At 60.9% G+C, this 23,376-nt stretch carries 22 protein-coding genes; 11 read left to right on the top strand and 11 right to left on the bottom strand.

Features of this window, described 5'->3' with window-relative positions:
- The 3 genes from BN1120_RS10485 to trhA all read right to left on the bottom strand — a co-directional run.
- Window positions 1-1,975, bottom strand: a 1,975-nt coding sequence (locus BN1120_RS10485; protein WP_155397121.1) for a retention module-containing protein, incomplete at its 3' end; no start/stop codon positions are given.
- A 222-nt stretch (window positions 1,976-2,197) separates the two neighbouring features.
- Complete coding sequence (locus BN1120_RS10480) at window positions 2,198-3,859, bottom strand: putative transporter (protein WP_010675535.1); 1,662 nt, start codon at window positions 3,857-3,859, stop codon at window positions 2,198-2,200.
- Between the two features lie 121 nt (window positions 3,860-3,980).
- Window positions 3,981-4,613 (bottom strand): PAQR family membrane homeostasis protein TrhA, encoded by a 633-nt coding sequence (gene trhA / locus BN1120_RS10475; protein ID WP_039041319.1) that lies wholly within the window; start codon window positions 4,611-4,613, stop codon window positions 3,981-3,983.
- Between the two features lie 191 nt (window positions 4,614-4,804).
- Here trhA and BN1120_RS10470 point away from each other — a divergent pair, with 191 nt between their 5' ends.
- The 3 genes from BN1120_RS10470 (at window position 4,805) to BN1120_RS10460 (ending at window position 7,288) form a co-directional block, all read left to right on the top strand.
- Entirely contained in the window at window positions 4,805-6,310 is a 1,506-nt protein-coding gene (locus tag BN1120_RS10470; protein ID WP_042016032.1) for an aminotransferase class V-fold PLP-dependent enzyme, read from the top strand.
- A gap of 105 nt (window positions 6,311-6,415) precedes the next feature.
- A complete protein-coding gene (locus BN1120_RS10465; protein WP_039041321.1) occupies window positions 6,416-6,967 on the top strand; it encodes a septation protein A in 552 nt (183 codons plus the stop codon).
- 24 nt (window positions 6,968-6,991) lie between these two features.
- On the top strand, window positions 6,992-7,288 hold the full coding sequence (locus BN1120_RS10460) for a YciI family protein (protein WP_010675539.1): 297 nt from the start codon (window positions 6,992-6,994) through the stop codon (window positions 7,286-7,288).
- A gap of 63 nt (window positions 7,289-7,351) precedes the next feature.
- Here the strand turns inward: BN1120_RS10460 and cysQ are convergent, their stop codons facing one another.
- Entirely contained in the window at window positions 7,352-8,122 is a 771-nt protein-coding gene (gene cysQ / locus BN1120_RS10455) for a 3'(2'),5'-bisphosphate nucleotidase CysQ (protein ID WP_042016027.1), read from the bottom strand.
- 166 nt (window positions 8,123-8,288) lie between these two features.
- Between cysQ and BN1120_RS10450 the strand changes: the two genes are divergently transcribed.
- From BN1120_RS10450 to BN1120_RS10440, 3 genes are all read left to right on the top strand, one after another.
- A complete protein-coding gene (locus tag BN1120_RS10450) occupies window positions 8,289-8,606 on the top strand; it encodes a ComEA family DNA-binding protein (RefSeq protein ID WP_041213860.1) in 318 nt (105 codons plus the stop codon).
- Window positions 8,607-8,700: 94 nt separating this feature from the next.
- Window positions 8,701-9,612 (top strand): UTP--glucose-1-phosphate uridylyltransferase GalU, encoded by a 912-nt coding sequence (galU, locus tag BN1120_RS10445; RefSeq protein WP_041212401.1) that lies wholly within the window; start codon window positions 8,701-8,703, stop codon window positions 9,610-9,612.
- A gap of 213 nt (window positions 9,613-9,825) precedes the next feature.
- Window positions 9,826-11,223 carry a peptide MFS transporter gene (locus BN1120_RS10440; RefSeq protein WP_041212400.1) on the top strand — a complete coding sequence of 466 codons (1,398 nt, stop codon included), beginning with the start codon at window positions 9,826-9,828 and terminating at the stop codon, window positions 11,221-11,223.
- Window positions 11,224-11,293: 70 nt separating this feature from the next.
- Here BN1120_RS10440 and BN1120_RS10435 read toward each other — a convergent pair whose 3' ends face one another.
- Window positions 11,294-12,265: a response regulator gene (locus BN1120_RS10435; RefSeq protein WP_029314797.1), complete on the bottom strand. Its 972-nt coding sequence runs from the start codon at window positions 12,263-12,265 to the stop codon at window positions 11,294-11,296.
- Between the two features lie 275 nt (window positions 12,266-12,540).
- Between BN1120_RS10435 and BN1120_RS10430 the strand changes: the two genes are divergently transcribed.
- The 3 genes from BN1120_RS10430 to BN1120_RS10420 all read left to right on the top strand — a co-directional run bounded on the left by BN1120_RS10430 (window position 12,541) and on the right by BN1120_RS10420 (window position 14,905).
- A complete protein-coding gene (locus BN1120_RS10430) occupies window positions 12,541-13,215 on the top strand; it encodes a DnaT-like ssDNA-binding domain-containing protein (RefSeq protein WP_039041329.1) in 675 nt (224 codons plus the stop codon).
- A 72-nt stretch (window positions 13,216-13,287) separates the two neighbouring features.
- The gene (locus BN1120_RS10425; RefSeq protein WP_042016025.1) at window positions 13,288-14,142 is read left to right on the top strand and encodes a DnaA ATPase domain-containing protein; all 855 of its coding nucleotides are present in this window, start codon (window positions 13,288-13,290) and stop codon (window positions 14,140-14,142) included.
- A gap of 127 nt (window positions 14,143-14,269) precedes the next feature.
- Window positions 14,270-14,905, top strand: coding sequence for an SDR family oxidoreductase (locus BN1120_RS10420; RefSeq protein ID WP_042016023.1), 636 nt, complete (start codon window positions 14,270-14,272; stop codon window positions 14,903-14,905).
- A 56-nt stretch (window positions 14,906-14,961) separates the two neighbouring features.
- Here BN1120_RS10420 and BN1120_RS10415 read toward each other — a convergent pair whose 3' ends face one another.
- The 4 genes from BN1120_RS10415 to BN1120_RS10400 form a co-directional block, all read right to left on the bottom strand.
- Window positions 14,962-16,155: an ABC transporter permease gene (locus BN1120_RS10415; RefSeq protein WP_042016022.1), complete on the bottom strand. Its 1,194-nt coding sequence runs from the start codon at window positions 16,153-16,155 to the stop codon at window positions 14,962-14,964.
- Window positions 16,152-17,288, bottom strand: a complete 1,137-nt coding sequence (locus BN1120_RS10410) for an ABC transporter permease (RefSeq protein ID WP_042016019.1) — start codon at window positions 17,286-17,288, stop codon at window positions 16,152-16,154. The genes BN1120_RS10415 and BN1120_RS10410 overlap by 4 nt, the downstream gene beginning before the upstream one ends.
- Window positions 17,288-18,292 carry an HlyD family secretion protein gene (locus BN1120_RS10405; protein ID WP_080767988.1) on the bottom strand — a complete coding sequence of 335 codons (1,005 nt, stop codon included), beginning with the start codon at window positions 18,290-18,292 and terminating at the stop codon, window positions 17,288-17,290. The genes BN1120_RS10410 and BN1120_RS10405 overlap by 1 nt, the downstream gene beginning before the upstream one ends.
- Window positions 18,293-18,365: 73 nt before the next feature.
- Window positions 18,366-19,772: a TolC family protein gene (locus tag BN1120_RS10400; protein ID WP_010675551.1), complete on the bottom strand. Its 1,407-nt coding sequence runs from the start codon at window positions 19,770-19,772 to the stop codon at window positions 18,366-18,368.
- 290 nt (window positions 19,773-20,062) lie between these two features.
- Here BN1120_RS10400 and dusB point away from each other — a divergent pair, with 290 nt between their 5' ends.
- Entirely contained in the window at window positions 20,063-21,028 is a 966-nt protein-coding gene (gene dusB / locus BN1120_RS10395; protein ID WP_010675552.1) for a tRNA dihydrouridine synthase DusB, read from the top strand.
- Between the two features lie 25 nt (window positions 21,029-21,053).
- On the top strand, window positions 21,054-21,350 hold the full coding sequence (fis, locus tag BN1120_RS10390; RefSeq protein WP_005309538.1) for a DNA-binding transcriptional regulator Fis: 297 nt from the start codon (window positions 21,054-21,056) through the stop codon (window positions 21,348-21,350).
- Window positions 21,351-21,432: 82 nt separating this feature from the next.
- Here the strand turns inward: fis and BN1120_RS10385 are convergent, their stop codons facing one another.
- Together BN1120_RS10385 and BN1120_RS10380 are read right to left on the bottom strand one after the other, a co-directional pair.
- Window positions 21,433-22,065, bottom strand: a complete 633-nt coding sequence (locus tag BN1120_RS10385) for a LysE family translocator (protein WP_042016017.1) — start codon at window positions 22,063-22,065, stop codon at window positions 21,433-21,435.
- Between the two features lie 262 nt (window positions 22,066-22,327).
- On the bottom strand, window positions 22,328-23,290 hold the full coding sequence (locus BN1120_RS10380; protein ID WP_042016014.1) for an IS1595 family transposase: 963 nt from the start codon (window positions 23,288-23,290) through the stop codon (window positions 22,328-22,330).
- Window positions 23,291-23,376 lie beyond the last annotated feature (86 nt).

Raw genomic sequence — 23,376 nt, 5'->3', positions numbered from 1 at the left:
CGCCGGTCGCGGTGGTGTCGATGGCCGCACTGTCGCTGCCGCCGGTCCCCTTGTTGCCCGCCAGATCGGTGTAGCTGTTCTCCTTCACGGTCACGCTGGCGGTGCCAGTGAAGTGCGCATCCGGAGTGAAGGTCGCGGTCCAGGTCTTGCCGCCATCGGATGTGGTCAGCCCGGTCACGGTGCCGCCCTCTACCGTCAGGTCGCCCACCTCGAAGTCTTTGACCTGCTCGCTGAAGGTGAAGGTAACGTCGCTGGTCTCGCCCACGGTCAGCTGGTCGTCAACGATGTGGACCACCACACTCGGGGCCAGGGTGTCGACGCTGTAACCCTCGGTATCGGTCGCCGTGGTGCTGTTGCCCGCCGCGTCGGTGGTGGTGACCTTGGCGTCGATCACCTTGTCCCCATCGGCCACCAGGTCGCTACCCGGCACATTGATGCTGAACGTCTTGTCGGCCAAGACCAGACCGGTGAAGGCCTTGCCATTGACGGTCAGGGTGACGGTGTCGCCCTCTTTCACGTCGCCACCCACGCGACCGGTCACGGCGATGTCCTGCTTGGACTCGGCCGCGTTGATCACATCGTCAGGGGTGATGTTGCCATCCAGGGTGATGCTGGCATCCGGTGGAGTGGTGTCGAGCAGGGTAGTGTCGTCGGTGGCGCTGGCCGGGTTGCCCGCCGCGTCGGTAACGCTGGCCACCACGGTCAGGTTGCCATCCGCCAGCCCGCTCAGATCGGCGCGGGTCTGGTAGTTGCCATCGGCATCGGTGACGGCAGTGACTGTCACGCTCTTACCAGTGGCATCGCTGATCACCAGGGTCACGGTGCGGTTCGGGCCGACATCGGAGGTGCCGCTGATGGGCGTGTTGGCCACATTGGCCGCGTTCACGTCATCCAGGCTCACCGTGATGTTCGCCGTGGTGTCCACGCTACCATCGTCGCTCGACGTGCCTCTATTGCCAGCAGGATCAGTCACGCTGGCAGTCACGTCATAGCCCCCATCCGGCAACGGCGTCACGACATCCGCACTGTAACTGCCATCCGGTTGTACCGTGGCGGTCAGGGTCTGCTGATTGCCGTTGGCATCGGTCACCGTCAGGGTCACCGTGCTGCCGGGGGCGGCGTCCGTGGTCCCCGTGATGGTCGGGGTGTTGTCATTGGTATTGTCCGGTGCATTCACCGTCACGATCGGAGCCGTAGTGTCCACGCTGCCATCATCGGTCGCGGTGCCGGTGTTGCCGGCCGGATCGGTCACGGAAGCCGTCACCTGATAGCCCCCTTCGGCCAGCGGTGTGGTGACATCCACGCTGAAGCTGCCATCCGGTTGTACCGTCGCGGTCAGGGTCTGCTGATTGCCGTTGGCATCGGTCACCACCAGAGTCACCGTGCTGCCAGCGGGGGCATCCGTGGTACCGGTCAGGGTCGGCGTCCGATCGTTGGTGTTGTCGGGGGCAGAGACGGTGATGACGGGAGCGGTGAGGTCGACCAGCTCATCCTCACTGCTTTGCGCATCCACCAGCGGCGCCGCGTCAGCCGGGTTCGCGCTGTCAAAGCCTGCGCTGGAGATGGTTGCATCACCGGTACGATCGATGGTGACGAAACCGCCGTTGCCGCTGGCACCAGCCACGCCCCCCGCATTGCCTGCGGCCGGGGCTCCACCCGCCGCCGACGCTTCGAATGCCTTGGTGGGGTCGGTTCCGTCCAGAATCGCTTGCTGCAAGGCGGCGATGTCATCGGGTGTCCCCGCGTTCGCCAGCACGGCGTCACCCTGTTCGGGGCGCTCGCCGGAACCCAGGGTGAACGTGGTCTCTCCTCCCTGGAAGCTGGCCCCTTCGGGCGCAAGCAATACCGCATCCTTGGGCAGTACATCGCCTTCTGCAACGAGTCTCTGGCTCCCGTCGGCGGCGACCAGATACATTTTGCCTTGCAAGTGGGTAACGACGACATCCTGATCCAATACGATGCGCTGATTGCTCATGGTTTCTCCTGAAATATCGAAGGGCATATTGCTCCAGCCTCCAATGTGCCCGTTTATCAGGCCATAAACCAGTGAGAAAAATCGAATGAACAGACCGAAATGAAGCCGGGTTTCGGGGTGAAAGCGAAGGGACGCCTAAGATGAATAAAATTAATTAAATCAATAGCATCAATTGTGACAAAACGAAGACGGGAGCCTCATCGGCTCCCGTCTTGTGAGGTGTCAGACACCGGCCCAGAGCAGGATGGCCAGCAGTTGGGGCGAGATGATCCGCAGGAACATCACCAGGGGGTAGACGGTCGCGTAAGAGAGTGCGCTGGCTCCACTGGTGGGGTGCATGCCGTTGGCAAATGCCAGAGCGGGAGGATCCGTCATCGAGCCGGCCAGCAGACCGCACAGCGTGAGGTAGTTGAGCTTGCCATAATGGCGTGCCAGCACACCCACCAGCAGCAGCGGGATGAGGGTGATTGCCACACCGTACATCATCCATGCGGGACCGTCGCCGTTGATCAGGGTGTCGATGAAGCCGGCCCCGGACTTGAACCCCACCACCGCCAGGAAGAGCACTATGCCTATTTCCCGCAGCGCCAGGTTGGCGCTCGGCGGCATGAACCAGTAGAGCTTGCCGATGCTGCCGATACGAGACAGGATGAGCGCCACCACCAGCGGTCCCCCTGCCAGCCCCAGCTTGAGCGCCGCCGGGAATCCCGGCAGGTAGAAGGGAATGGATCCGAGCAATACCCCCAACCCGATGCCGATGAAGACGGGCAGCATCTGCACCTGCTGCAGTTTCTGCTGCACGTTGCCCACCACGCTGGTGACCGCCTCGATGGCATCGAGCCGCCCCACCAGGTTCAGGATGTCACCGAACTGCAGACTGGTCTGACTGGTCGGCACCAGCTCGATGCCGGCCCGATTCAGGCGCGAGATGACCACATCGTATTTCTGCTTGATGTCGAGATCGCGGATCCGCTTGCCGAGCACCTGCTCATTGGTGACCACCACCCGCTCGACCCGCAGATCGGTCCCGCGGGTGGAGAGGGAGGTGTCTACCTCCTCTCCAAGCACCAGCAGCACCTTGTGCAGGGCATGGCGCTCCCCCACCAGGTGCAGCAGGTCGCCAAGTTCGATGCGCGAGTCGGGCTTTGGCACCATCAGTTCGTCGCCACGCTTGAGGCGGGAGCAGATGACGTCCGCCTCGTCCAGACTCGGGATCTCGCGGAGCATCAGGCCATGCATATTGGGATTGCGCACGGCAATGTTGATGGTTTGCAGACTCTCCTTGGTCTTGCCAGCCTGCTGCTCGAAAGCGACCGCCTCCTCCTCGATCTTGATGTGGAAGAACATCCGGATGAGCCACATGGTGAGCAGGATGCCGCAGATCCCGAACGGGTAGGCCACCGCATAGCCCATCCCCATCAGGCCGGTGGATCCAGGATCCGCCCCGAGCTCCGCCAGGATCTGCTGACCAGCCCCCAGGGACGGGGTATTGGTCACGGCCCCGGAAAAGACCCCGAGGATCACCGGCAGCGGTACATCGAACAGCTGGTGCAACGCTGCCGCCACCAGGCAGCCGAGCAGAACCAGCAGGGCCGCGAAGCCATTGAGCTTGAGGCCCGAACTGCGCAAGGAGGAGAAGAAGCCGGGACCGACCTGGATGCCTATGGTGTAGACGAACAGGATCAGGCCGAACTCCTGAATAAAATGAAGTGTTTGCTCATCCAGCTTCAAGCCGGACAAGCCGGCGAAGTGGCCCACTATGATGCCGCCGAACAGCACCCCGCCGATACCCAAACCCACGCCATAGACCCGCCAGTTTCCCAGCCAGAGCCCCAGCACTGCCACCAGCGACAGCATGCTGATGGAAAGCGCGATCTCACTCATCGTTTGCATCCTTTCCAAACTGAACTGGCACTAGCTTGTCAGCAAACGAAGGGGGCAACTGTGGGGTGCCGCACGAATTCAGGCTTTCATGAGCACAAAAATACCAATTAAGGGTTAGCCATCAGATATAGCCATAAATGGCCATGAAGTGGCACAGACTGCCACCCAGCACAAACAGGTGCCAGATGGCGTGGTTGTAGGGAATGCGCTTGGCCACATAGAAGATCACTCCCAGGCTGTAGATGAGACCACCCAGCCCCAGCAGCAGGAGCCCGGTACCATCCAGATGCAGATAGAGCTGGTAGATGACCACCAGCGACAACCAGCCCAGCATCAGATAGGTAAATAGCGACACCTTCTTGAAGCGATTGATGAAGATCAGCTTGAACACGACCCCCGCCAGGGCCAGCCCCCAGATCACCACCATCAGTCCTTGCGCCAGCGGCGTATCGAGCGCCACCAGCAGGAAGGGGGTATAAGTGCCGGCGATCAGCAGATAGATGGCGCAGTGATCGAACAGCTTGCTCCAGCGTCTGGCCGCCACCGAGCTCACGCTGTGGTAGAGCGTCGAGGCGAGATAGAGCAATACCAGGCTGGCACCGTAGACGCCGTAGCTCAGCAGTACCCTGGGCCCCTGATCCCACCCCTTGTGCAGCAGCAAGACCAGTCCCAGTCCGCCCAGCAGCAGCCCCAGCCCATGGCTGAGGCGATTCGCCCACTCTTCCCGTGGGGAGTACCCCGTCACATCCATCATTACCTCCAACCCATTACCGGCCCACTCTAGCGGCCGACGTTTCAGGCTACAAGTGTTAGCTGAAAATAAAGGGGCGAGGAGAGGGAGGGCCAGAGATGGCTGTTCCCCCCGCCCCTTTGGTGTATGCTCTGCCGCCGACGCCGCCCATGCGGATGGCCGCGTCTGCCCGACAATCTGGTCTGGAGAACCCGATGAAGCTCACTGAACTGTTTACACAACCGGATCCTGATTTCGGCAAGGCCATGACGGCCCTGCTGGAGCATTTCCATCATTCCGACGACAGTCAGGCCCCCTATCAGCGGGGCAACTTCACCCACCAGCTCGATCAGTCGTGCATGCCCGCCACCGGCATCTCTCCCCGGGACTATCTGGCACGGCTCGCCACCCTGGTACCCGGGGCATCGCACCTCACCTCTCCCCGCTACATGGGACACATGACGGCACCGCTGCCGGCCTTCACCGCCGAGCTCTCCCGGCTCTTGGTGATGCTCAATCAGAACCCGATGAAGATGGAGTCCTCCCGTTTGCTGAGCTTTCTGGAGCGGGAAGTGCTGGCCAAGCTGCACCGTCTGGTCTACCGCCAGGACGACGCCTTCTATGCAGCCCATATGCATGCCAAGGATGCAGCCCTCGGCGTCATGACCAGTGGCGGTACCATCGCCAACGTCACCGCTCTCTGGCTGGCCCGCAACCGGGCCTGTGGCGACAACCTGTTCGCCCTCGCCGAGCAGGGCTATCGCGGCGCCGTCATTCTGGGCTCGCGGCTGATGCACTACTCCTTCGACAAGGGGATGGATCTGCTGGGGCTCGGGGGTCGCAGCGTCTGGCGTCTCGACACCGACGAGCACAACCGGCTCAGTCTGGCGGCACTGGAACAGGCCCTTCAACAATGCAGGGAGCAGAAGCTCAAGGTGCTGGCGCTGGTCGGCGTGGCCGGCAGCACGGATTTTGGCTCCGTCGACCCGCTGCCGGAACTGGCCGCCATCGCCCGGCGCGAGCAAATCCACTTCCACGTGGACGCGGCCTGGGGTGGTCCGACCCTCTTCTCGCCCCGCTATCAGGGATTGCTTACGGGGATAGAGCACGCCGATACCGTCACCCTTGACGGTCACAAGCAGTTGCTGGTCCCGCTCGGTACCGGCATGCTGCTCTGCCGCCAACCGGACCTGATGATGACGGTGAAGCGCGAGGCTCCCTACGCCATCCGCGCCACCTCCTTCGATCAGGGGCGCTTCACTCTGGAGGGGACCCGTCCCGCCAACGCGCTCTATCTGGATGCCGCCTTCCAGATGCTGGGACAGCAGGGTTATGCCCAACTCATCGACGCCAACTACGACAGGGCGCGGCGAATGGCCGCGCTCATCGATGCCAGCCCCGCCTTCGAGCTGATGTCGGCACCTGTCATGAACCTGCTCTCCTACCGGTGCATTCCGCCCCACCTGCAAGGTCAGGTGCCCGATGTGGCGGCCAACGAACAGATCAATCTCTTCAACGTCGCCCTGCAAAAAGCCCAGCGCGCCGAAGGACACAGCTTCGTCTCACGCACCCAGCGCGCAGTCTCCCGCTATGGCGAGCAACCGCTCACGCTGCTGCGCGCCGTCCTGCTCAACCCTCTCATCGAGGAAGCAGACATACGCGCATTGCTGGACGATCAGGTGCGCCTTGGCAACCAGATTGCCAGCCAGTTGTTCGAGTAACCCGCCGCCCCGGGAAGGAACTGCCTGCGGAATGGACGGTCTTATTCATTTGCCGTTGTCTGACGGGCAGGTACACTGAGTGAAATTTTGAGGTTAGAGCCCAGCATGAAGCAGTTTATCGAGTTCATCCCCCTGATCGTCTTCTTCGCGGTCTACAAGTTTTACGACATCTACACCGCCACTGGCGCCCTGGTGGTCGTCACCGGCCTGCAACTCCTGTACAGCTGGCTTCGCTATCGCCGGGTCGAGAAGATGCAGTTGTTCACCTTCGTGCTGGTCGGTTTCTTCGGCGGCCTCACCGTCTTCTTCCACGACGATGCCTTCATCAAGTGGAAGGTGACCGTCATCAACATGCTCTTTGCCCTCGCCCTGCTCATCGGCCGCTATGGCTTTGGCAAGAACCTCATCAAACAGATGCTGGCCAAGGAGCTCCAAGCCCCCGACCGGGTCTGGGACAACGTCAATCTCGGCTGGGTCGGCTTCTTCACCCTGTGCGGTCTGCTCAACCTCTACGTGGCCTTCAACCTCTCCCAGGAGATGTGGGTCAACTTCAAGGTGTTCGGCCTGCTGGGCATGACCCTGGTCTTCACCCTGCTCAGCGGCGTCTATCTCTATCGCCACATGCCGGCCGAGCAGAACGCAGAACAGAAAAAATAACCGCAACCAGAAAGGGATTGTTCCATGTGGTATCTGATCTACTCCGAAGATGTCGCGGGCAGCCTGCCCCAGCGCAAGCTGGCACGCCCTGCCCACCTGGCCCGCCTGCAAGCCTTGCAGGATGAGGGCCGACTGCTGACGGCCGGCCCGAACCCGGCCATCGATGCCGAGGATCCGGCCGATGCGGGCTTCACCGGCAGCACCGTCATCGCCGACTTTGCCAGCCAGGCCGACGCCCAGGCCTGGGCCGATGCGGACCCCTATGTTGCGGCAGGGGTCTACGCCAGGGTGACCATCAAACCGTTCAAGAAAGTCTTCTGAGCCCATCGAGGCTGACAAGAAAAAGGCCGGACACTGTCCGGCCTTTTCGCATCCGATGGTGACTCATGCCCTGGCCACAAACCAGGGATTGAGGATATCGGGCTTGTTGTAGCAAAGCGGCGAACCATCGAGCCGGGTGACGCTGCCCCCCGCCCCTTCCAGTACCGCCTGAGCAGCCCCCGTATCCCACTCGCAGGTCGGCGCGAGCCGCGGGTAAAGCTCGGCCTCCCCCTCGGCAATGATGCAAAACTTGAGAGAGCTGCCCATGGAGAGCAGCTCGATCTCGCCCCGCTCCAGTTCGCCAAAACGGGCCAGATACTCGAGGGTTTCCTGCGACAGGTGATTGCGACTGCCCACCACGCGCCACACTTGCCCAGCGTCATGAGGGCGGGTCTGGATGGTCTCGTGCCTGCCATCGGCCACACGCCAGGCGCCAATCCCCTTGCCCCCATACCAGAGCTTGTCCAGTACCGGGGCATAGACCAGCCCCCAGCGCGGGGTCCCCTGTTCAATCAGGGCGATATTCACCGTGAACTCGCCGTTGCGGGAGACAAACTCCTTGGTGCCATCCAAAGGATCCACCAGCCAGTAGCGGGACCAGCCGAGTCGCGCAGCCATCACCTCGGGGGAGGACTCTTCCGACAACACCGGGATATCGGGAGTAAGACGCGCCAGCGCCTGAACGATCACCTCATGGGCCCCCTTGTCCGCCGCCGTCAGCGGGCTCTCGTCCTGCTTGTACTCCACCGCAAAGGGCTGGCTGTAGATGGACATGATGGCCTCACCGGCGGCGCGGGCGATGGGCTCCAGTTCGGAAATGGCGGGTAGATACATGGAAAAGAGTTCTCGCTCAAAGGGTTGGTCAGTGTAACCGAGTGAGTATCTTCGGCTTATAGCCGTTTGCACTGACTTATACAGTGTCAAAACTGACAGACAAAAAGTGGCGCAACACAGCTAATGATAAATATGCCACTAAGGCAGATTCATAAGGATGTGAAACATGAACAAGAAGACCCTGATCGCCGCACTGCTGCTGGGCTGCCTCCCCCTGTTGAGCCAACCTCTGCTGGCCGCCGACAAGGCGGCGACCAAGCCTGTGGCCACCACCCAAGTCAAGGAGAGCGGCAAGATCAATCTCAATACCGCCAGTGCCGGCGAGCTCACCGCCCTGAAGGGCATTGGCGAGAAGAAGGCACAGGCCATCATCGACCACAGGGAGAAGCAGGGCAAGTTCACCTCCGTCGATCAACTGGCGGACGTCAGTGGCATCGGACCTGCCACGCTGGAAGCAAACCGGGACATGATTATCGTCAAGTAACCGGTTTGAATCCCTGCCACCCCAAGGGCAGCCTGTGGCTGCCCTATTTTTCTTCGGGTATCATGAGCCCACTTTGTATCTTCGGACTCACTCCATGAAAAAGACACCGCTCGTTGTTCGCAAGGCCGTTCTCCCCGTTGCCGGTCTGGGTACCCGCATGCTGCCCGCCACCAAGGCCATCCCCAAGGAGATGCTGCCCGTGGTCGACAAGCCGCTGATCCAGTATGTGGTGCGCGAAGCCATCGCCGCTGGCATCAAGGAGATAGTCCTGGTGACCCATTCAAGCAAGAACTCCATCGAGAACCACTTCGACAAGAGCTTCGAGCTGGAGGCGACCCTGGAGAAGCGGGTCAAGCGCCAACTGCTGGAAGAGGTTCAGCACATCTGTCCCAAAGACGTCACCATCATGCACGTGCGTCAAGGGGAAGCAAAAGGCCTGGGTCATGCAGTACTGTGTGCCCGTCCCCTCATCGGGGATCAACCCTTCGCCGTGCTGCTGCCGGATGTGCTCATCGACGAGGTGGCCAGCGATCTGAAGCAGGACAACCTGGCGGAGATGGTGCATCTGTTCGAAGAGGAGCAGATCAGCCAGATCATGGTGGAAGCCGTCCCCGAGAGCGAAGTGGACAAATACGGCATCGCCGACATCAAGGGGGAGGCCCTGAGCGAAGGCATGTCCCTGCCGATGCAGGCCATCGTCGAGAAGCCGCCCCGGGATGAAGCCCCGTCCAACCTGGCCGTGGTCGGTCGCTATGTGCTCTCGGCCAATATCTGGCCCTTGCTGGAAAAAACCCCGGCCGGCGCCGGCGACGAGATCCAGCTGACCGATGCCATCGCCATGCTGATGGAAAAGGAGCAGGTCAATGCCTACTTCATGAAGGGACGCAGCCACGATTGCGGCAGCAAGCTCGGTTACATGAAGGCCAATGTGGAATACGCCGTGCGCCATCGGGAACTTAGCAAAGAATTCACCAGCTGGCTGAAGCAGTTTGCCAAAGAGCTGTAATCTCTGAATATTTACAAGATAAGCAGAATAAAAAACTGGGCATCATTCGATGCCCTTTTTCATTTTATAAACAAATATTCAACCATTGATAGATAAAATATCGCTAAATCATAATATTGTAATTTAAAGTCGCTTGTTCTATAAGGATTAAGGCTTGTTCCTAGCCCTTGCATAAAATTTCTAAAAAAATATAAGACACAGGTGGAAGTTCCAATGAATAACCCGTCCAAAGGGACCTTTTTAGGTCACCCTAAAGGGCTTTTTTTGCTCTTTAGTACCGAACTGTGGGAGAGATTCTCCTATTACGGCATGCGTGCCGTGCTCGTCCTCTATCTGACCGACCTGACCGCCAACGGTGGCATGGGCTGGACCCAGGCCGACGCCCTCAAGCTGTACGGCATCTATACCGGTCTGGTCTACATCACCCCCATCATCGGCGGCTGGCTCGCCGATACCTTCCTGGGCCAGCGCCGTGCCATCCTGTTCGGTGCCGTGCTGATGGCCGCTGGCCAGTTTACTCTGGCACTGCCTCACGCCATGTTCCCTGACATGGTCAACACCGTCTTCTATGCCGGCCTTGGCTTGCTGATCGTGGGCAACGGCCTGTTCAAACCGAACATCTCCACCATGGTGGGCGACCTGTATAAAGAAGGGGATCACCGTCGTGACGGCGCCTTCACCATCTTCTACATGGGCATCAACCTGGGCTCCCTGCTGGCCGGCGTGATCTGCGGCGCCGCCGCCACCGCCTATGGCTGGCAAGCCGCCTTCGTCAGCGCCGGTATCGGCATGCTGCTCTCTCTGGTCGTGCAGGCCACCATGGCCCAGCGTTTCCTTGGCGACATCGGCCGTGTGCCCGCCGCCCAGCGTGCCGCCCTGCAACGCTCCAAGGAGCAAAAAGCGCCCCTGACCAAACAGGAAGTGGATCGCATCAAGGTGATCCTGGTACTGGGCCTGTTCACCATCATCTTCTGGGCCGGCTTCGAGCAGGCCGGTGGTCTGATGAACCTGTATGCCCAGGAGTATACCGACCGCATGATCGGCAGCTTCGAAGTGCCGACAGCCTGGTTCCAGTCCCTGAACCCCTTCTTCATCATCACCCTGGCCCCTGTCGTGGCCGCCATCTGGATCAAGCTCGGCAAGAAAGAGCCGAACTCCCCGGTGAAATTCGCCATGGGCCTGCTGTTCCTGGCCGTCGGCTTCCTGTTCATGATCGGTGCCGTGCTGGAGCAAGGTGGTGATCAGGCTGTCAAGACCTCCATGTTCTGGCTGGTCGGTGCCTACCTGTTCCATACCCTGGGCGAGCTCTGCCTCTCTCCCATCGGTCTCTCCATGGTGACCAAGCTGGCTCCGCTGCGCCTGGCCTCCCTGATGATGGGTGCCTGGTTCGGTTTCGTGGCCCTGGCCAACTATGCCGCCGGCTTCATCGGCTCCTTCGTCGGCGAGTCCGGTGCCATGGCCATCTTCGGTGGCATCGCACTGGCCGCCGTGATCAGCGCCCTCATCCTGCTGACCATGGCCAACCGCCTGGTCTACTGGATGCACGGTGCCGAAGGCCCGGCCAAAGAGCCCGAAGAACAAGAGCAGAAACTGCAGTCCGCGACCGTTTGACCGGTCAGGACAGCAGAGACCAAACAGGGCGCCCATGGGCGCCCTGTTTGCATGGGTTCACTTCACTGCGTCAGTGGTGACGAACCTGCATCGTCAGGGCGCTGCCGCTGTCACTGCGAAACTGCAGATCAAAGGGCTCGTGCCAGCTTCGCCTGTGCAACGTGTAGCGACTGCTGCGCATCAAGCCGAGCGGCAACCCCCCTGCACGCATCAACCAGTGAGGTGAGGTGAGCCCGGCATTTGCAAAAAGCAGCCCATCTTCCTGATCGAACAGCAGGGCCGCCATGGCAAAGGAGTGACGCAGGCCCGACTCCAGCAGTTGCAGATTGAGGTAATCCAGCAATCGGTGTGGCTGGGTCAACAGCAGGCTCTCCTGTTGCTGGTATTGGCGATAGGGGCCGTTCATCAGGGATCGCACCAAGGCACCACAGAAGGCCGCATCCACACCGAGGATGGGCAATTCCATCACCAGTACCAGCAGCTTGTCGTCCAGTTTGAAGGTATCCGGGATGAAGAGATTGCCCATGCCGGCAAAGGTGACCTGCCAGGGTCCCCACTCCTGCATGCCAGGGGGGGCCAGCCAGGCGAGCAGCCGGCTGCTCGCCAGATCGTGGCCACGGAAAAAGTCGATGTGCTCCATCAGCTCCAGTTGCTGGCTCTGATGCCCGAGGTTTGTCAGGCATTGCTCGATGCTGCGGCGGATCTGCTCATAGTCATTCACCGGTTTGATGAAGAAGTCCCTGGCCCCCGCCCGCAGCGCACGCTCGATCGCAGCCATCTGATCCTGACCGGAGATGACGATGACGGGCACCTGTGGATAGCGGGCGGTGAGGCAGGCAATCACCTCATGGCCATCCATGTTCGGCATGTTCAGATCACACAACACCACATCGGGGTGATAGAGCGCTGCGGCAGAGAGCCCCTCAATCCCGTCTTCTGCCTGAAAGACGCAGGCCCCGTCGTGCTCGAGATAAGATACCAGTGAGTGGCGAAAAACCGCTTCGTCTTCTACCACCAAGATCCGTAGTCCGGCTTTTGACATCTTGACAAAGCTCTTATTAGTCAAATGGTTATTTGAGCATTAAGACTAGATCATGGGCGCTGGATACCGCCACACAATATTGTCGAGCAGCGAGCCGGGCTGGCCTTGGTATCTGCCAAGCGTTTGAAATGGTCCGACTATTTTGATCGCCCCCTTGCGCAGAGATGGTCGGCAACCGTCGCCCGGCAGCCGTTATCTCGCAGGTCGGCACCATGAATTGTATGAGGCACCGCCATGAGGGATAATGCCCTCCACTCCAGATCGTGAAGCAGACCATGACGCCAGCCGAATACAGCGCCCTCGCCCATCCCAGACTCTCCCATCCGGCCCGCAGCCTCTATACCCTGCAACTGCGCCGCTTGGTGCTGGAAAATCGGCTGGCCCGACTCAACTATCCCGAGCTTGGCCGGGCACTGGCTGTCGTCGATCCGGGCAATCCCGGTGGTTTCAGCTATCAGGTCAACGCTCGCCAGCTGACCGAACTGCTCGACGAGCTGATGGAGGCCGAACTGCTTCAGGTCGAGGCCCAGGCTGACAGTGAGCACTACCACCAGTGCCCTTTCCAGTTGCCGTTGCTGAGCCAGCGGGTGCGCAGCCCCCTGCCGGCACGCCCGTTCCAGATGCACCTGCAGTGGCGTCCGGACGAAGAACTGCCTGCTCTCGCACGCCTGTGCGGGGTGATCGATGCCAGCTACAGCGAAGAGGATCTCGGGGAGTTCATCGCCTACTGGCTCGGCCGCCCCGAGGTGTTCGACTCCCAGCACCAGTGGATGTTGAAATTTATTCGGGCCCTCAAGAGTCGGCGCTACGCCCGTCGCCCGGCGACCGTGGTCACCGGGTACCAGCAGGTCGCGCCAGCCCCGGTAGAGGCTGGCCCGAGCCGCCGGGCGCAAGAGATGATCGATGAGGCCAAACGGCTGGCACAAGCTCAGGAGCCGGAGAATGATTGATACCAGGCGGCCACGAAGTGCACTATTGACCCCCTGCCCATCCAGCCACAGCCCTAGCAGAAGGAGAATTCCATGACAGATCCGCACGACCCGATGCGCCAGGCACTGGAAGAGATCGAGGCCAAACGCCAGAAAATCGCCAAGGCGAGACAGGAGCAACGGGCTCATGATCCCGAGCTCAAGCGTCACGTCAGCAGCCTGCAGCAACGTATTCTCCGACTGCGGGCCGCAACCGGCGGCAGCCAGTACGACTACGAGACCCTGCGCAAGGAGTACGACGCCAAGGCCAATGCCGAAGTGCGCGAGTTGCAGAAGGCCGCCCGCCAGGAGCGGATCCAGAAGCTGATCGCCCAGGCCGACCTCAATCCGGACTGGATCTTCGACAAGATGGATTCCGGTGACCCGGCCCTGCAATACCCCATCGAGACAGCCCGCTACTTCATCAGCGGTTTCGAGCACTGGGAGAAGAGCGGCGGGGGCTGCATGCTGATCTACGGCGATTACGGCACCGGCAAATCCACCCTGGCGGGTGCCGTGGCCCACGAGTTGATCGCGCGCCACCAGAAGGCGGTGATCTTCCAGCAGTGGGCCTCCATCGTGGACAGGCTCTTCTTCAACGTCATCCAGGATCAGGAGGAGCGCAACCAGTACCGCCGCGCCCTGGAAGAGGTGGACCTGCTGATCATCGACGAGGTGGCAGCCAACCGCGCCAAGATGGCGGAGAGTCAGTCCAGCTTCCTCGGCCACCTGCTGCGCCGTCGTCGCAACCTGTCCAAAAGCGTCATCATCATCACCAACCACAGCCCCCAGAGCCTGCATCAGGCCATCGGTGATTTCAGCTATGAGGCGATCAAGGCGTTCAATCCGGTGGACATCCACCTGAGCGGACCCAGCCGCCGTCCCAGCATCGGCCATTACAACGGTTGATCCCGTCGGGCCGGCGTCCCTGATGTCCGGCCCTTCATATCCCCTGCACCTCACAAATAAAAACCACTCTCATTTACAGAGAGCCATCCAGGCTCTAGGCTTGCTCTTTTGTTCGAGAGGGCCTGTCATGCCAACCACACTCATCTTCGGTGCCAGTCGCGGACTGGGCCGCGCCTTCACCGACCACGCACTGCAACTGGGCCACAGGGTCGTTGCCCTGGTGCGCCATGCCGACATGGCCAGCGAGCTGCATACCCTGGGAGTCGAGGTCGTCATCGGGGATGCCCTGGCCCCCCAGGCCGTGGCCCAGGCTTGCCGCTTGGCGGACAGGGATGCCCGGGTAGTCTCCACCCTCGGCAGCTTTCGCCAGAGTGCACCGGTGGATTATCAGGGCAACCGCCATGTGATCGACGAGATGGAGCGCGTCGGGCTCAGCCGCCTGCTGCTTGTCACCTCCCTCGGTTGTGGCGACAGCTGGCAATACCTGCCCGAGCGGGCTCGCGCCGCCTTCGGACACGAGGTACGCCTCAAGAGCCTGGCGGAAAGCTGGCTGCAGACCAGCACCCTTGAGTGGACCATTTTACGCCCCGCAGGGTTGCAGGATGGGGAGCCCACGGGTCAGGCCATCCTGAGCCAGGGGCAAGAGAGGCATGGCCTGGTCAGGCGCCAGGATGTGGCGATACGGGGTTTGCAACTGCTCACCGACCAGGAGGCGTGCGGCCAGATCTATGCCATCGGCGATCCGGGTCTGAGTCAGCCATGATCCCTGTGAATGGCAACACGGTCAGCCCAGTGGCTGACCGTGTTGTTGCAAGGGGCCTAGTCGGTGGAAGACGCTGTCGCCCCATCATCCGGCCCCGTTGCAGGGCACGGTTGACGCCAGCGGAGCAACCAGCACGCCAGAGCGCCATACAGCAGCGCCAGTCCCCACAACTGCCACCAGTAGCGGGAGACCTGGGCAAAGTCGGCCCCCATCTGATTGAGGCGCAGGAATCCCTCGATGGCCGGCGTGCTCGGGGCCCACTGGGCCAGCCAGTTGAGGGGAGCCGGGATGAGCTCAATGGGCCAGATAAAGCCGGCCAGGAAGACCAGCGGCAAAGAGGAGACAAGCACTACCTGGGTCGGCAGATCACGGCGGGTGAACAGGGCGCCGAGCACGATCCCGAGCCAGGTGGTGGCCAGCAGGAACGGCAGAGTAAAGAGCCAGAGTTCGCCGGGTACAGCGGTGCGGGCAATACCGTAGTGATCGAAGCAGAAGCCGAAGAAGTAGGTCACCGGAAGGACGAAAAGAACCCCCACCACCAGGGTGCGGGCCAGCAACAAGGCCGGCACGGGGGCATGTTGCCAGTAGCCTGACTCGCCACGGCGGCTGCGCTGGTTCTGGGTCGCCCCCAGGATGCCGGTCCCCATCAGCAACACCTGATGCAGGATCAGCACGAATACCGCAGGCACCACGTAGTTCACATAGCCCATGGTGGGGTTGAATACCGGCAGCACATTGAGGGCCACCGCGTTCCAGCCCATGGCGGCCTGGGGCAGCGCCTCGCCCTGGCTCAGCAGCCTGGCCACCTTCACCTGGGCGGCGAGCGTGCCCCCCGCCTGGGCCAGCCCTTCGGCAATGGTGCCATAGACCAGGAAGTAGGAGGCATCCCCGGCATAACCCAGGGTCACGCTCCTGCCCAGCATCAGATCCCGATAGAAGTGGCGGGGAATGTGCAAGATGCCGCTCGCCTTGCCGGTCAGCATCATCTGGCGGGCCTCGTCGAGCGAACCGGCACGGGCCACCAGTTTGACCTGCGCCGTGGCATCGGCCATAAACTCCAGCTGGCGGGAAAGCTGGCTGCCATCCTCGTTGACCACCACCACGGGCTCTTCCCTGGGCAATTGGTGCAGGTAGGGCTGGGGGTAGAGGAAGGAGTAGAAGAAGACGCCGCCAAACAGGGTCAGCATGATGGCGCGATCCGCCAAGAGGGTGCGCAGCTCAAGGCGCACCAGATCCCAGAATCCCATCATGGCCTGGACTCCTCATGGGGCAGGGCCGCGCCCGACGGCGTCCGGTAGCGGTGTACCACCAGCAACAGGGGTAGCAGAAACAGCAGCAGAGCCCCGAGCTGGGGCAGGGCCGCCGTCAACGGTTGACCGTAGTTGGTTTGCCCGATCTGCAGCTCCACATAGTGGGAGATGGGCAGCAGGCTGCGCCAGAACTGGGCCACATCACCCATGGCGCTGACCGGAAAGGTGACCCCCATGAAGGCAAATCCCGGCGCCGTGTAGGCGCCGGCCAGAGAGAGCGCCCGCGCCGGATCCCGGATGATGGCGTAGAAGAAAGCCCCCATGGTGACGCAAGCGGCTGACGCCAGTCCTAGCCCCGCCGTCAGCACCAGCCAACTGCCTTGCATGGGGTACCCAAGCCCCTTGAACAGCAGCAGACTCCACGCCAGACCCCACCCCCAGCCGATGAGCACATGGGGCAGCAGGGTACGCCAGAGGCCGAACCAGACCCCTCTGGTGGTCCAGTCCAACCCGAGGCGATCGGTGCGGGCCAGGGCGTTCAGGCCATAGAGCACCACCAGGATCTGCCACACCGCAGGCAGCAGGGCGCTCAGCAGAAACTGGGCGTAGCTGGAATTGATGTTGTAGAGCGCGGTAACCTGGCTCGCAATGGGTACGGATTGTCCCAGGGCACCGGGCAGCGTCTTGCCGTCGGCCATGGCCGAGAGCACGCCCACCTGGCCATTGAGCGTCCCGACCACCTGGGCCAGTGCGGAGTTGACCAGCTTGGCAATCAGGATGAACTGGCCATTGTTGAACACGGTCACCCTGGGTTGGGTCCCCTCGCGGGCAGCCCGCTCCAGGTGATGGGGGATCACCACCAGGGCATAGATGTCCCCCCCTCGCAGTGCCCTGGCCCCTGCGTCGATGGAATCAAACTGCTGGGCGACCTTGAGCCCGGCGGAGCCATCGAGAGAGAACGCCAGTTGACGGGAGAGGGTGCTGCGATCCAGATCCACCAGACCGACCTTGAGATCCCGCGCCAGGCCGGCTGAAAAGATCCAGCACAGGATCCCTATCAGCAGCAAGGGGACCCAGCTCGCCAGCGCCCGGCCGAACGGGTCCTGCCAGAGCAACCGCCATTCGCGTCCCATCAGAGCTCGACCAGCACGCTCATGCCGACCCGCAGCCCGTCAACCGGCTGCAAGGGGCGCGCTTCCACCTGGAAGCTTTTCATGTCGAACCCCTGGCGGGTGTCGGTGGCACGCCAGGTGGCGAAATCCCCCATCACGGCCACATGGGTCACCTTGAAGCGCACCAGCTGATCCCCCAGGCCGGGAATACGGGCATCAAACTCGGTACCGACCGGGAACCTTGGCAAGAGGTCCTCACGGACATGGAACTGGGCCCAGGCATCCTTCATGTCGAGCAAGGTCACCACGGGGAAGCCCTGGGGAGCCAGCTCGCCGCTACGCAACAGCACCTGGGCAACTTCCCCCTCGTGTGGGCTGGCGATGCGGGTATCGGCCAGATAGGCTTCCACTTCCGCCACTCCGCCAGCCGCCATCTTGGCCTGCTCGCGGGCCGCTATCTTGGTCTCTTCCCGCGCCCCTTCCAGCGCCATCTGGTATTGCTGCCAGGCCATGCCCTCGCTGTACTTCGCCGCCTGCCAGGCCGTCCAGGCCTCGTCACGCTTTTGCAGCGACATCACGCCATCCCGATGCAGGCTGGCAATGCGCTCGTAGGTTTTGCCATGAAGCAGGGCAGCCGCCTTGGCCTGTTGCCACTGATCCTTGGCGGCCGCGATCTGCTGCACTCGCGCCCCCTTCTCGGCCTCTTCGGCCATGGCACCCGCCGCGGCCTGCCCGGCCTTGGCCTGACTCAGCTTGGCCTCGATCTCCGGGCTCGCCAGAGTGAACGCCAGTTGGCCCCTGGCCAGTTGATCCCCCTTCTTCACCAGCACCTCGTCGATGCGGCCCGCCACCTTGGAAGAGACCGAATACTGCTGCGCCTCTATCTGCCCCTGCAGACGCACCGGCTCCGGCTGATAGGCCAGCCAGAAGCGCCAGCCCAGCCAGAGCACAAGCAATACCAGCGCCAGTGGCAGCAGCCAGGGCTTGCCCTGGCTCATCTTCTTCTTGATGGGGGGATGACTCATGAATTCACCTCGGCAAACGGGCGACCCTTGACGGTCGAAACGGACATGAATAACGGAGTGGAAGAGCGCGCGATCATGAGTTCACCTCGATCGCCTGGCCATGCTGATACTGGTTGAAACTGTTCATCTGACCGGAGAGTGCCAACAGGCGGGCCAGAGAGATCACGTATTGATAGGCGGCGGCGGCGCGCTGGGTCTTGACCCCGGCAAGCTGGGTCTGGGCATCGACCACATCGAGGGAAGTGGAGAGCCCCTGACCGAATGCCTTGTCACGCAACCGCACGTTCTCCTCGGCCAGCGCCTGGGTCGAGGAGAGAGAGTGATACTCCTCCAGTCCCTGGGCAGCCTCGCGCCAGGTCTTCTCGACCAGCAGCTCCAGATCCTGGCGGGTCTTGGCTTGCAGCAGGTTGACCTGGAGTTCGGCGCTCTTGGCTGCCTGGACTGTCTCGGAGCGGCCATCACGACTCACCAGCGGCATGCTGACCCCGACACCAACCAGCCAGTCCGGTGTGGTCTTGGAGACAATGGAATCATCTTCATAGAGGTTGTAGTTGCCGAACAGGAAGAGCTCGGGGGCGTACTTGCCCTTCTCCAGCTTGATCATCCCCTGGGCCTGCTCCTTCTTGGCCGTCAACAGCTTGAGACCGGGATGCACCGACAGGGTCTCCTCCACGAAGGGAGACAAGGCTGGCATCCCTTCGTTGATGAAGAGGGCGGTATTGGGCTCAGCCTGCTTGAGCTTGAGCATGTGGCCGAGCGCCAGCTGGGCGATCTCCAGGCTGCGCCTGGCCTTCTGGGTATCGATGCGTGCCCTGTCATAGGCAGACTGGGCCGACAGGCGCTCCACCTTGGCGATCTGCCCCTGGGCTTCGAGCTTCTTGGCATGATCCAGATGGTGTGCCAGTCCCTGCTCGATCTCCTGCTTGGTCTGCACCACCTGCGCCGCCAGCACCACCCCGAAGTAGGTCTGGGAGAGGCTCTCGAAGGTCGACTGCTGTTTGAGCACCAGCAACTGCTCAGCCTCGCTCACCTGGGCCTGACGAATATCCTGGGCCGCATCGATGCGCCCGCCGGTAAAGAGCGGCCATAGCATCTTGACCGAACTGGTCACCACGTTCTGCTTGGTGAGGGGGGTGACAAAATCGCTCGGGCTGAGGTTGAGCGCCTGCATCACGGGCCCCAGCACCTTGCCGAATTCCGGATGATTGGCGATGGGGTTGAGATCCAGCATGTCCAGCTCCATCGGCTGATCGAGATGGGTATAGCTGGCCCCCACATCCACCTTGGGCAGGTACATGGCCTTGGCCGCCTCCCGCAGTTGCTGGGCCCGCTCCACCCCGGCCTGCTCTGCCGCCAAGCCGTCATCCTGCTGGATGACCCGGCTCCAGGCCTCGGTAAAGCTGACCGTCTGCGCCTGGGCCGACCCCAGCACGACACCCAGCAGGCATGGGCAGAGCGATTTGATGAACTTTGCCGTCATACATCCCCGATCCGTTTGTAATAAAATTGTGTAGAGTCTTTGCTCAATTCAGGCCCGCTATCATAGCCTAAACCGGCTTGAGAGGGAGACTCACAAATCACCATCCCCCTCACTCGCGCCCTCCTGACCATGGTCACAGACAATATGTCCGATTTTCAAGCACTCCTGAATTTGCAAGCCTTGGCGCGACGTTTTTTTCAGAAAAAAATGGCTGACGCTCAAATACTAACCTTTTCTCCTGACTAAAAAATGCGTAATATACGCCGCCCTAAGCCGATGGTAACCGTGGAATGCAGATAGGTCCCCACACGCTTGAAACTCCCCTGATCGTGGCCCCCATGGCCGGTGTAACAGACCGACCATTTCGTGAACTTTGTTTACGTTTGGGAGCCGGTATGGCCGTTTCCGAGATGCTGCTGGCCAACCCGGATGTCTGGGATACCCAGAAAACCCGGATGAGAATGGATCACTCTGCTGAAGGCGGCTTGCGATCGGTCCAGATTGCCGGTGCCGACCCCGAGATGATGGCGTTTGCTGCCCGCTACAACGTGGAGCAGGGCGCTCAGATCGTCGACATCAACATGGGATGTCCGGCAAAAAAAGTGAATAAGAAGCTGGCAGGTTCCGCCCTGCTGCGTCAGCCAGACCTGGTCAGATCCATCTGCCGGGCCGTGGTGGATGCGGTGGAAGTACCTGTCACCTTGAAGATCCGCACAGGATGGGATCCGGATAACCGCAATGGCGAGGAGATCGCCCGAATCGCCGAAGATTGCGGTATCGCGGCCCTTGCCGTGCATGGTCGTACCCGTGCCTGCCTCTACAAGGGCGAAGCGGAGTACGACACTATCAGGGCGATTAAGCAGGCCGTATCGATTCCTGTTGTCGCCAATGGCGACATCGATAGCCCGGAGAAAGCCCGGTATGTCCTCGACTATACCGGTGTCGACGCCGTGATGATCGGCCGTGCTGCGCAAGGACGACCCTGGATTTTCCGGGAAATCCGCCATTTTCTTGAAACGGGCACCAAGCTGCCGCCTCCCGACAGGGAAGAGGTTCGCACCCTGATGAACGAGCATGTCACCAATCTGCACCAGTTTTACGGTGCCTATCTGGGAGCGCGCATTGCCCGTAAACACGTGGGCTGGTATCTGGATGAAGAAGAGGCGGGCCGAGAATTCCGTAAGCACTTCAATGCCCTGGATTGTGCAGACGCACAACTCGAGGCACTCGAAGCGTATTTCGATGGATTAGGTTAACGCATAACTAAAGAGCCGACCGAATATGTTCGAACAAACCCTGACTTCTGATGCATTGGTAACAACTACTCACAATCACGCTGCCGAGCCGACCCAACGCCCCCTGCGTGACTCTGTGCAACAGGCCCTGCGTAACTACCTGGCCCAGTTGAACGGTCAGGAAGTGATTGATCTGTACGATATGGTTCTCTCCGAAGTCGAAGCTCCCATGCTGGACGTGATCATGCAGTACACCCGTGGCAACCAGACTCGCGCCGCCGTGATGATGGGCATCAACCGCGGCACCCTGCGCAAGAAACTCAAGCGTTACGGCATGAACTGATCCCGGTCATTCTGCTGCAGTGCAGACGAAGGCGTATCCCAGCGATGGGATACGCCTTTTTCTATGCCCGGTGTTTACCTGCTCACTCCACCGCCAGCTTGATACCAAGCCCCACGAACAGCCCCCCCATCACACGATTCAGCCAGGTGGCCACCCGGGCGGGTAGTCGCACCTTGCGGCTTGCAAACGCGGTGGAAAACGCCAGCAGATGGCACCAGATCATGCCGTTGAAATTGAAGATGCAGCCCAGCACGATGAATGCCAGTGCTTTTTGCGGCGCATCTGGCGCGATGAACTGGGGTACAAAGGCGAGGAAGAACAGGGCCACCTTGGGGTTGAGGACATTGGTGAGCAACCCCTGCCGAAAGATGCGCCCATAAGAGAGCGCAGGCAGCGCCACAGCCCCATCCACAGACGTTGAAGTGCCACTCCTCTGCCAGAGCATGGACACGCCGAGATAGACCAGATAGAGCGCCCCCATCAGCTTGATGACGGCAAACAGCTCGGCAGAGGCACTCAACAGGGCAGACAGTCCCAGCGCTGCCGCCAACACATGCACCATGGTACCTGTCCCGATACCCAATGCCGCCATGGACCCTGCACGCCATCCCTGGGAGCCGCTGCGCAGCATGATGAGCAGGGAGTCAGGCCCAGGCATCATGTTCAACAACAGGCCAGAAACGATAAACAGCGCCAGATCGTGGATCCCCAACATACACAGCTCCTTGTACATGAAAGAAACAGTCTATGGATCCTGAAGTACTTGTCACTCCCGTTTCCGGCGATAGTGATTATCAAGGAAGGGAATAGCGTTTGAGCCGGAGATACTTGACGCTCAACCTGGTGAGAAAGAGAGATTGAGCCGTTTGAAAGGCAGTGATACTGGCTGAATAGCAATGTTTATCGATGTAATAAACTGGATTTTGTGCATTAGCCAGACTTATTATCTAATAAATAAATTACAGGAAATAAAAAGGCTATGTCCCAATTACGTGTTGCATCGGGTGCCCTAGCGCCTCATGCAAACACATCTTGGTATTTACCTCCCTGCCGTAACGTTCCAGCATCCTGCGCCAGCCCAGATAATTCCTCAGGTAGTGGGTTGCGACTCCATGGAATCTTTCCATCCACTCCTTCAACCGCCGGTGATATCCGTTCACATGCTGGATGTGGTATGCCCCAATGACTCGCTCACCTCGACGGTTGTACACCACCTGATGTGTTATGCCCCACGCTTGGCTGAAACTGGCATACACCCCTGCACCATCACTGCAGAGCACTGCATCGGGCGCGATGAGTGGCTGCAACACCGCTTTCACCGTCTGCGCATCCAGCCTTTCCAGCTGAAAGTCGGCTTGATGGCCCGCCCTGTCCTGCACCACCATCACCGGGATGTAATCCCGCCCGGTCCCCCGGGTACGCCCTTTCCCGCCACGATGTCTTGCCGGACGAGGCAACCCTCGCTGCCCCTTGAACGATTCGAGGAAGAAGGTTTCATCCACTTCCACAATGCCTTCTTCCCGTGTTGCCTGGTGGTTTGCCATCGCCTTCAGGAAGCGGTGACGCCACAAGAAGGCGGTGTTCTTGCAAACACCGCAGCGGACGGCGGCCTGGCGGACAGTGAGCCCGTCGATGAGAGCCTGGGCGTAGTCCTCCCAATGCTCAGCCTTACGTAATCTGGCCAAAGGCGTCTTGGTGAGGAGGGAGCTGGTTCGCCGACACTGCTTACAACGGTAACGACGCAGCCCACGGCTCCAGCCCCAGGGGGCCAGCTGGGTGGCATCCGCCTGGCAGTGGGGACAGCCGCAGCATGTGGGTAACTGGGCATGGAGGGACGTAATCGGGTGTGGAGCGGCGAGCTCATGCTGAGCGACACGGCGCTGACGCAGAGTAAGTAATGGAAAGAGGGACAACAGGTGTTGGAAGGCTGGCGTATCCATGATGAAGGTCCTCGCGGTGATGACCTACTTCCAGATTAGCCTTCCAACACATAATTGGGACAGCGCCAATAAAAAACCCCGCTCGA

The organism is Aeromonas caviae, from assembly GCF_000819785.1.
GTDB classification, from domain to species: Bacteria; Pseudomonadota; Gammaproteobacteria; order Enterobacterales; family Aeromonadaceae; genus Aeromonas; species Aeromonas caviae.
The sequence above is the reverse complement of the archived record's forward strand: the minus strand, read 5'-3'. Positions and strand labels throughout refer to the sequence as shown.

Coding starts and splice junctions, on each gene's coding strand:
- galU (WP_041212401.1), top strand. CDS start 8,701: ATGAAAAAGACACCGCTCGTTGTTCGCAAGGCCGTTCTCCCCGTTGCC.
- BN1120_RS10380 (WP_042016014.1), bottom strand. CDS start 23,290: ATGGATACGCCAGCCTTCCAACACCTGTTGTCCCTCTTTCCATTACTT.
- fis (WP_005309538.1), top strand. CDS start 21,054: ATGTTCGAACAAACCCTGACTTCTGATGCATTGGTAACAACTACTCAC.
- BN1120_RS10400 (WP_010675551.1), bottom strand. CDS start 19,772: ATGACGGCAAAGTTCATCAAATCGCTCTGCCCATGCCTGCTGGGTGTC.
- BN1120_RS10385 (WP_042016017.1), bottom strand. CDS start 22,065: ATGTTGGGGATCCACGATCTGGCGCTGTTTATCGTTTCTGGCCTGTTG.
- BN1120_RS10410 (WP_042016019.1), bottom strand. CDS start 17,288: ATGGGACGCGAATGGCGGTTGCTCTGGCAGGACCCGTTCGGCCGGGCG.
- BN1120_RS10480 (WP_010675535.1), bottom strand. CDS start 3,859: ATGAGTGAGATCGCGCTTTCCATCAGCATGCTGTCGCTGGTGGCAGTG.
- BN1120_RS10450 (WP_041213860.1), top strand. CDS start 8,289: ATGAACAAGAAGACCCTGATCGCCGCACTGCTGCTGGGCTGCCTCCCC.
- BN1120_RS10420 (WP_042016023.1), top strand. CDS start 14,270: ATGCCAACCACACTCATCTTCGGTGCCAGTCGCGGACTGGGCCGCGCC.
- cysQ (WP_042016027.1), bottom strand. CDS start 8,122: ATGTATCTACCCGCCATTTCCGAACTGGAGCCCATCGCCCGCGCCGCC.
- BN1120_RS10425 (WP_042016025.1), top strand. CDS start 13,288: ATGACAGATCCGCACGACCCGATGCGCCAGGCACTGGAAGAGATCGAG.
- dusB (WP_010675552.1), top strand. CDS start 20,063: ATGCAGATAGGTCCCCACACGCTTGAAACTCCCCTGATCGTGGCCCCC.
- BN1120_RS10430 (WP_039041329.1), top strand. CDS start 12,541: ATGACGCCAGCCGAATACAGCGCCCTCGCCCATCCCAGACTCTCCCAT.
- BN1120_RS10460 (WP_010675539.1), top strand. CDS start 6,992: ATGTGGTATCTGATCTACTCCGAAGATGTCGCGGGCAGCCTGCCCCAG.
- BN1120_RS10405 (WP_080767988.1), bottom strand. CDS start 18,292: ATGAGTCATCCCCCCATCAAGAAGAAGATGAGCCAGGGCAAGCCCTGG.
- BN1120_RS10435 (WP_029314797.1), bottom strand. CDS start 12,265: ATGTCAAAAGCCGGACTACGGATCTTGGTGGTAGAAGACGAAGCGGTT.
- BN1120_RS10415 (WP_042016022.1), bottom strand. CDS start 16,155: ATGATGGGATTCTGGGATCTGGTGCGCCTTGAGCTGCGCACCCTCTTG.
- trhA (WP_039041319.1), bottom strand. CDS start 4,613: ATGATGGATGTGACGGGGTACTCCCCACGGGAAGAGTGGGCGAATCGC.
- BN1120_RS10465 (WP_039041321.1), top strand. CDS start 6,416: ATGAAGCAGTTTATCGAGTTCATCCCCCTGATCGTCTTCTTCGCGGTC.
- BN1120_RS10470 (WP_042016032.1), top strand. CDS start 4,805: ATGAAGCTCACTGAACTGTTTACACAACCGGATCCTGATTTCGGCAAG.
- BN1120_RS10440 (WP_041212400.1), top strand. CDS start 9,826: ATGAATAACCCGTCCAAAGGGACCTTTTTAGGTCACCCTAAAGGGCTT.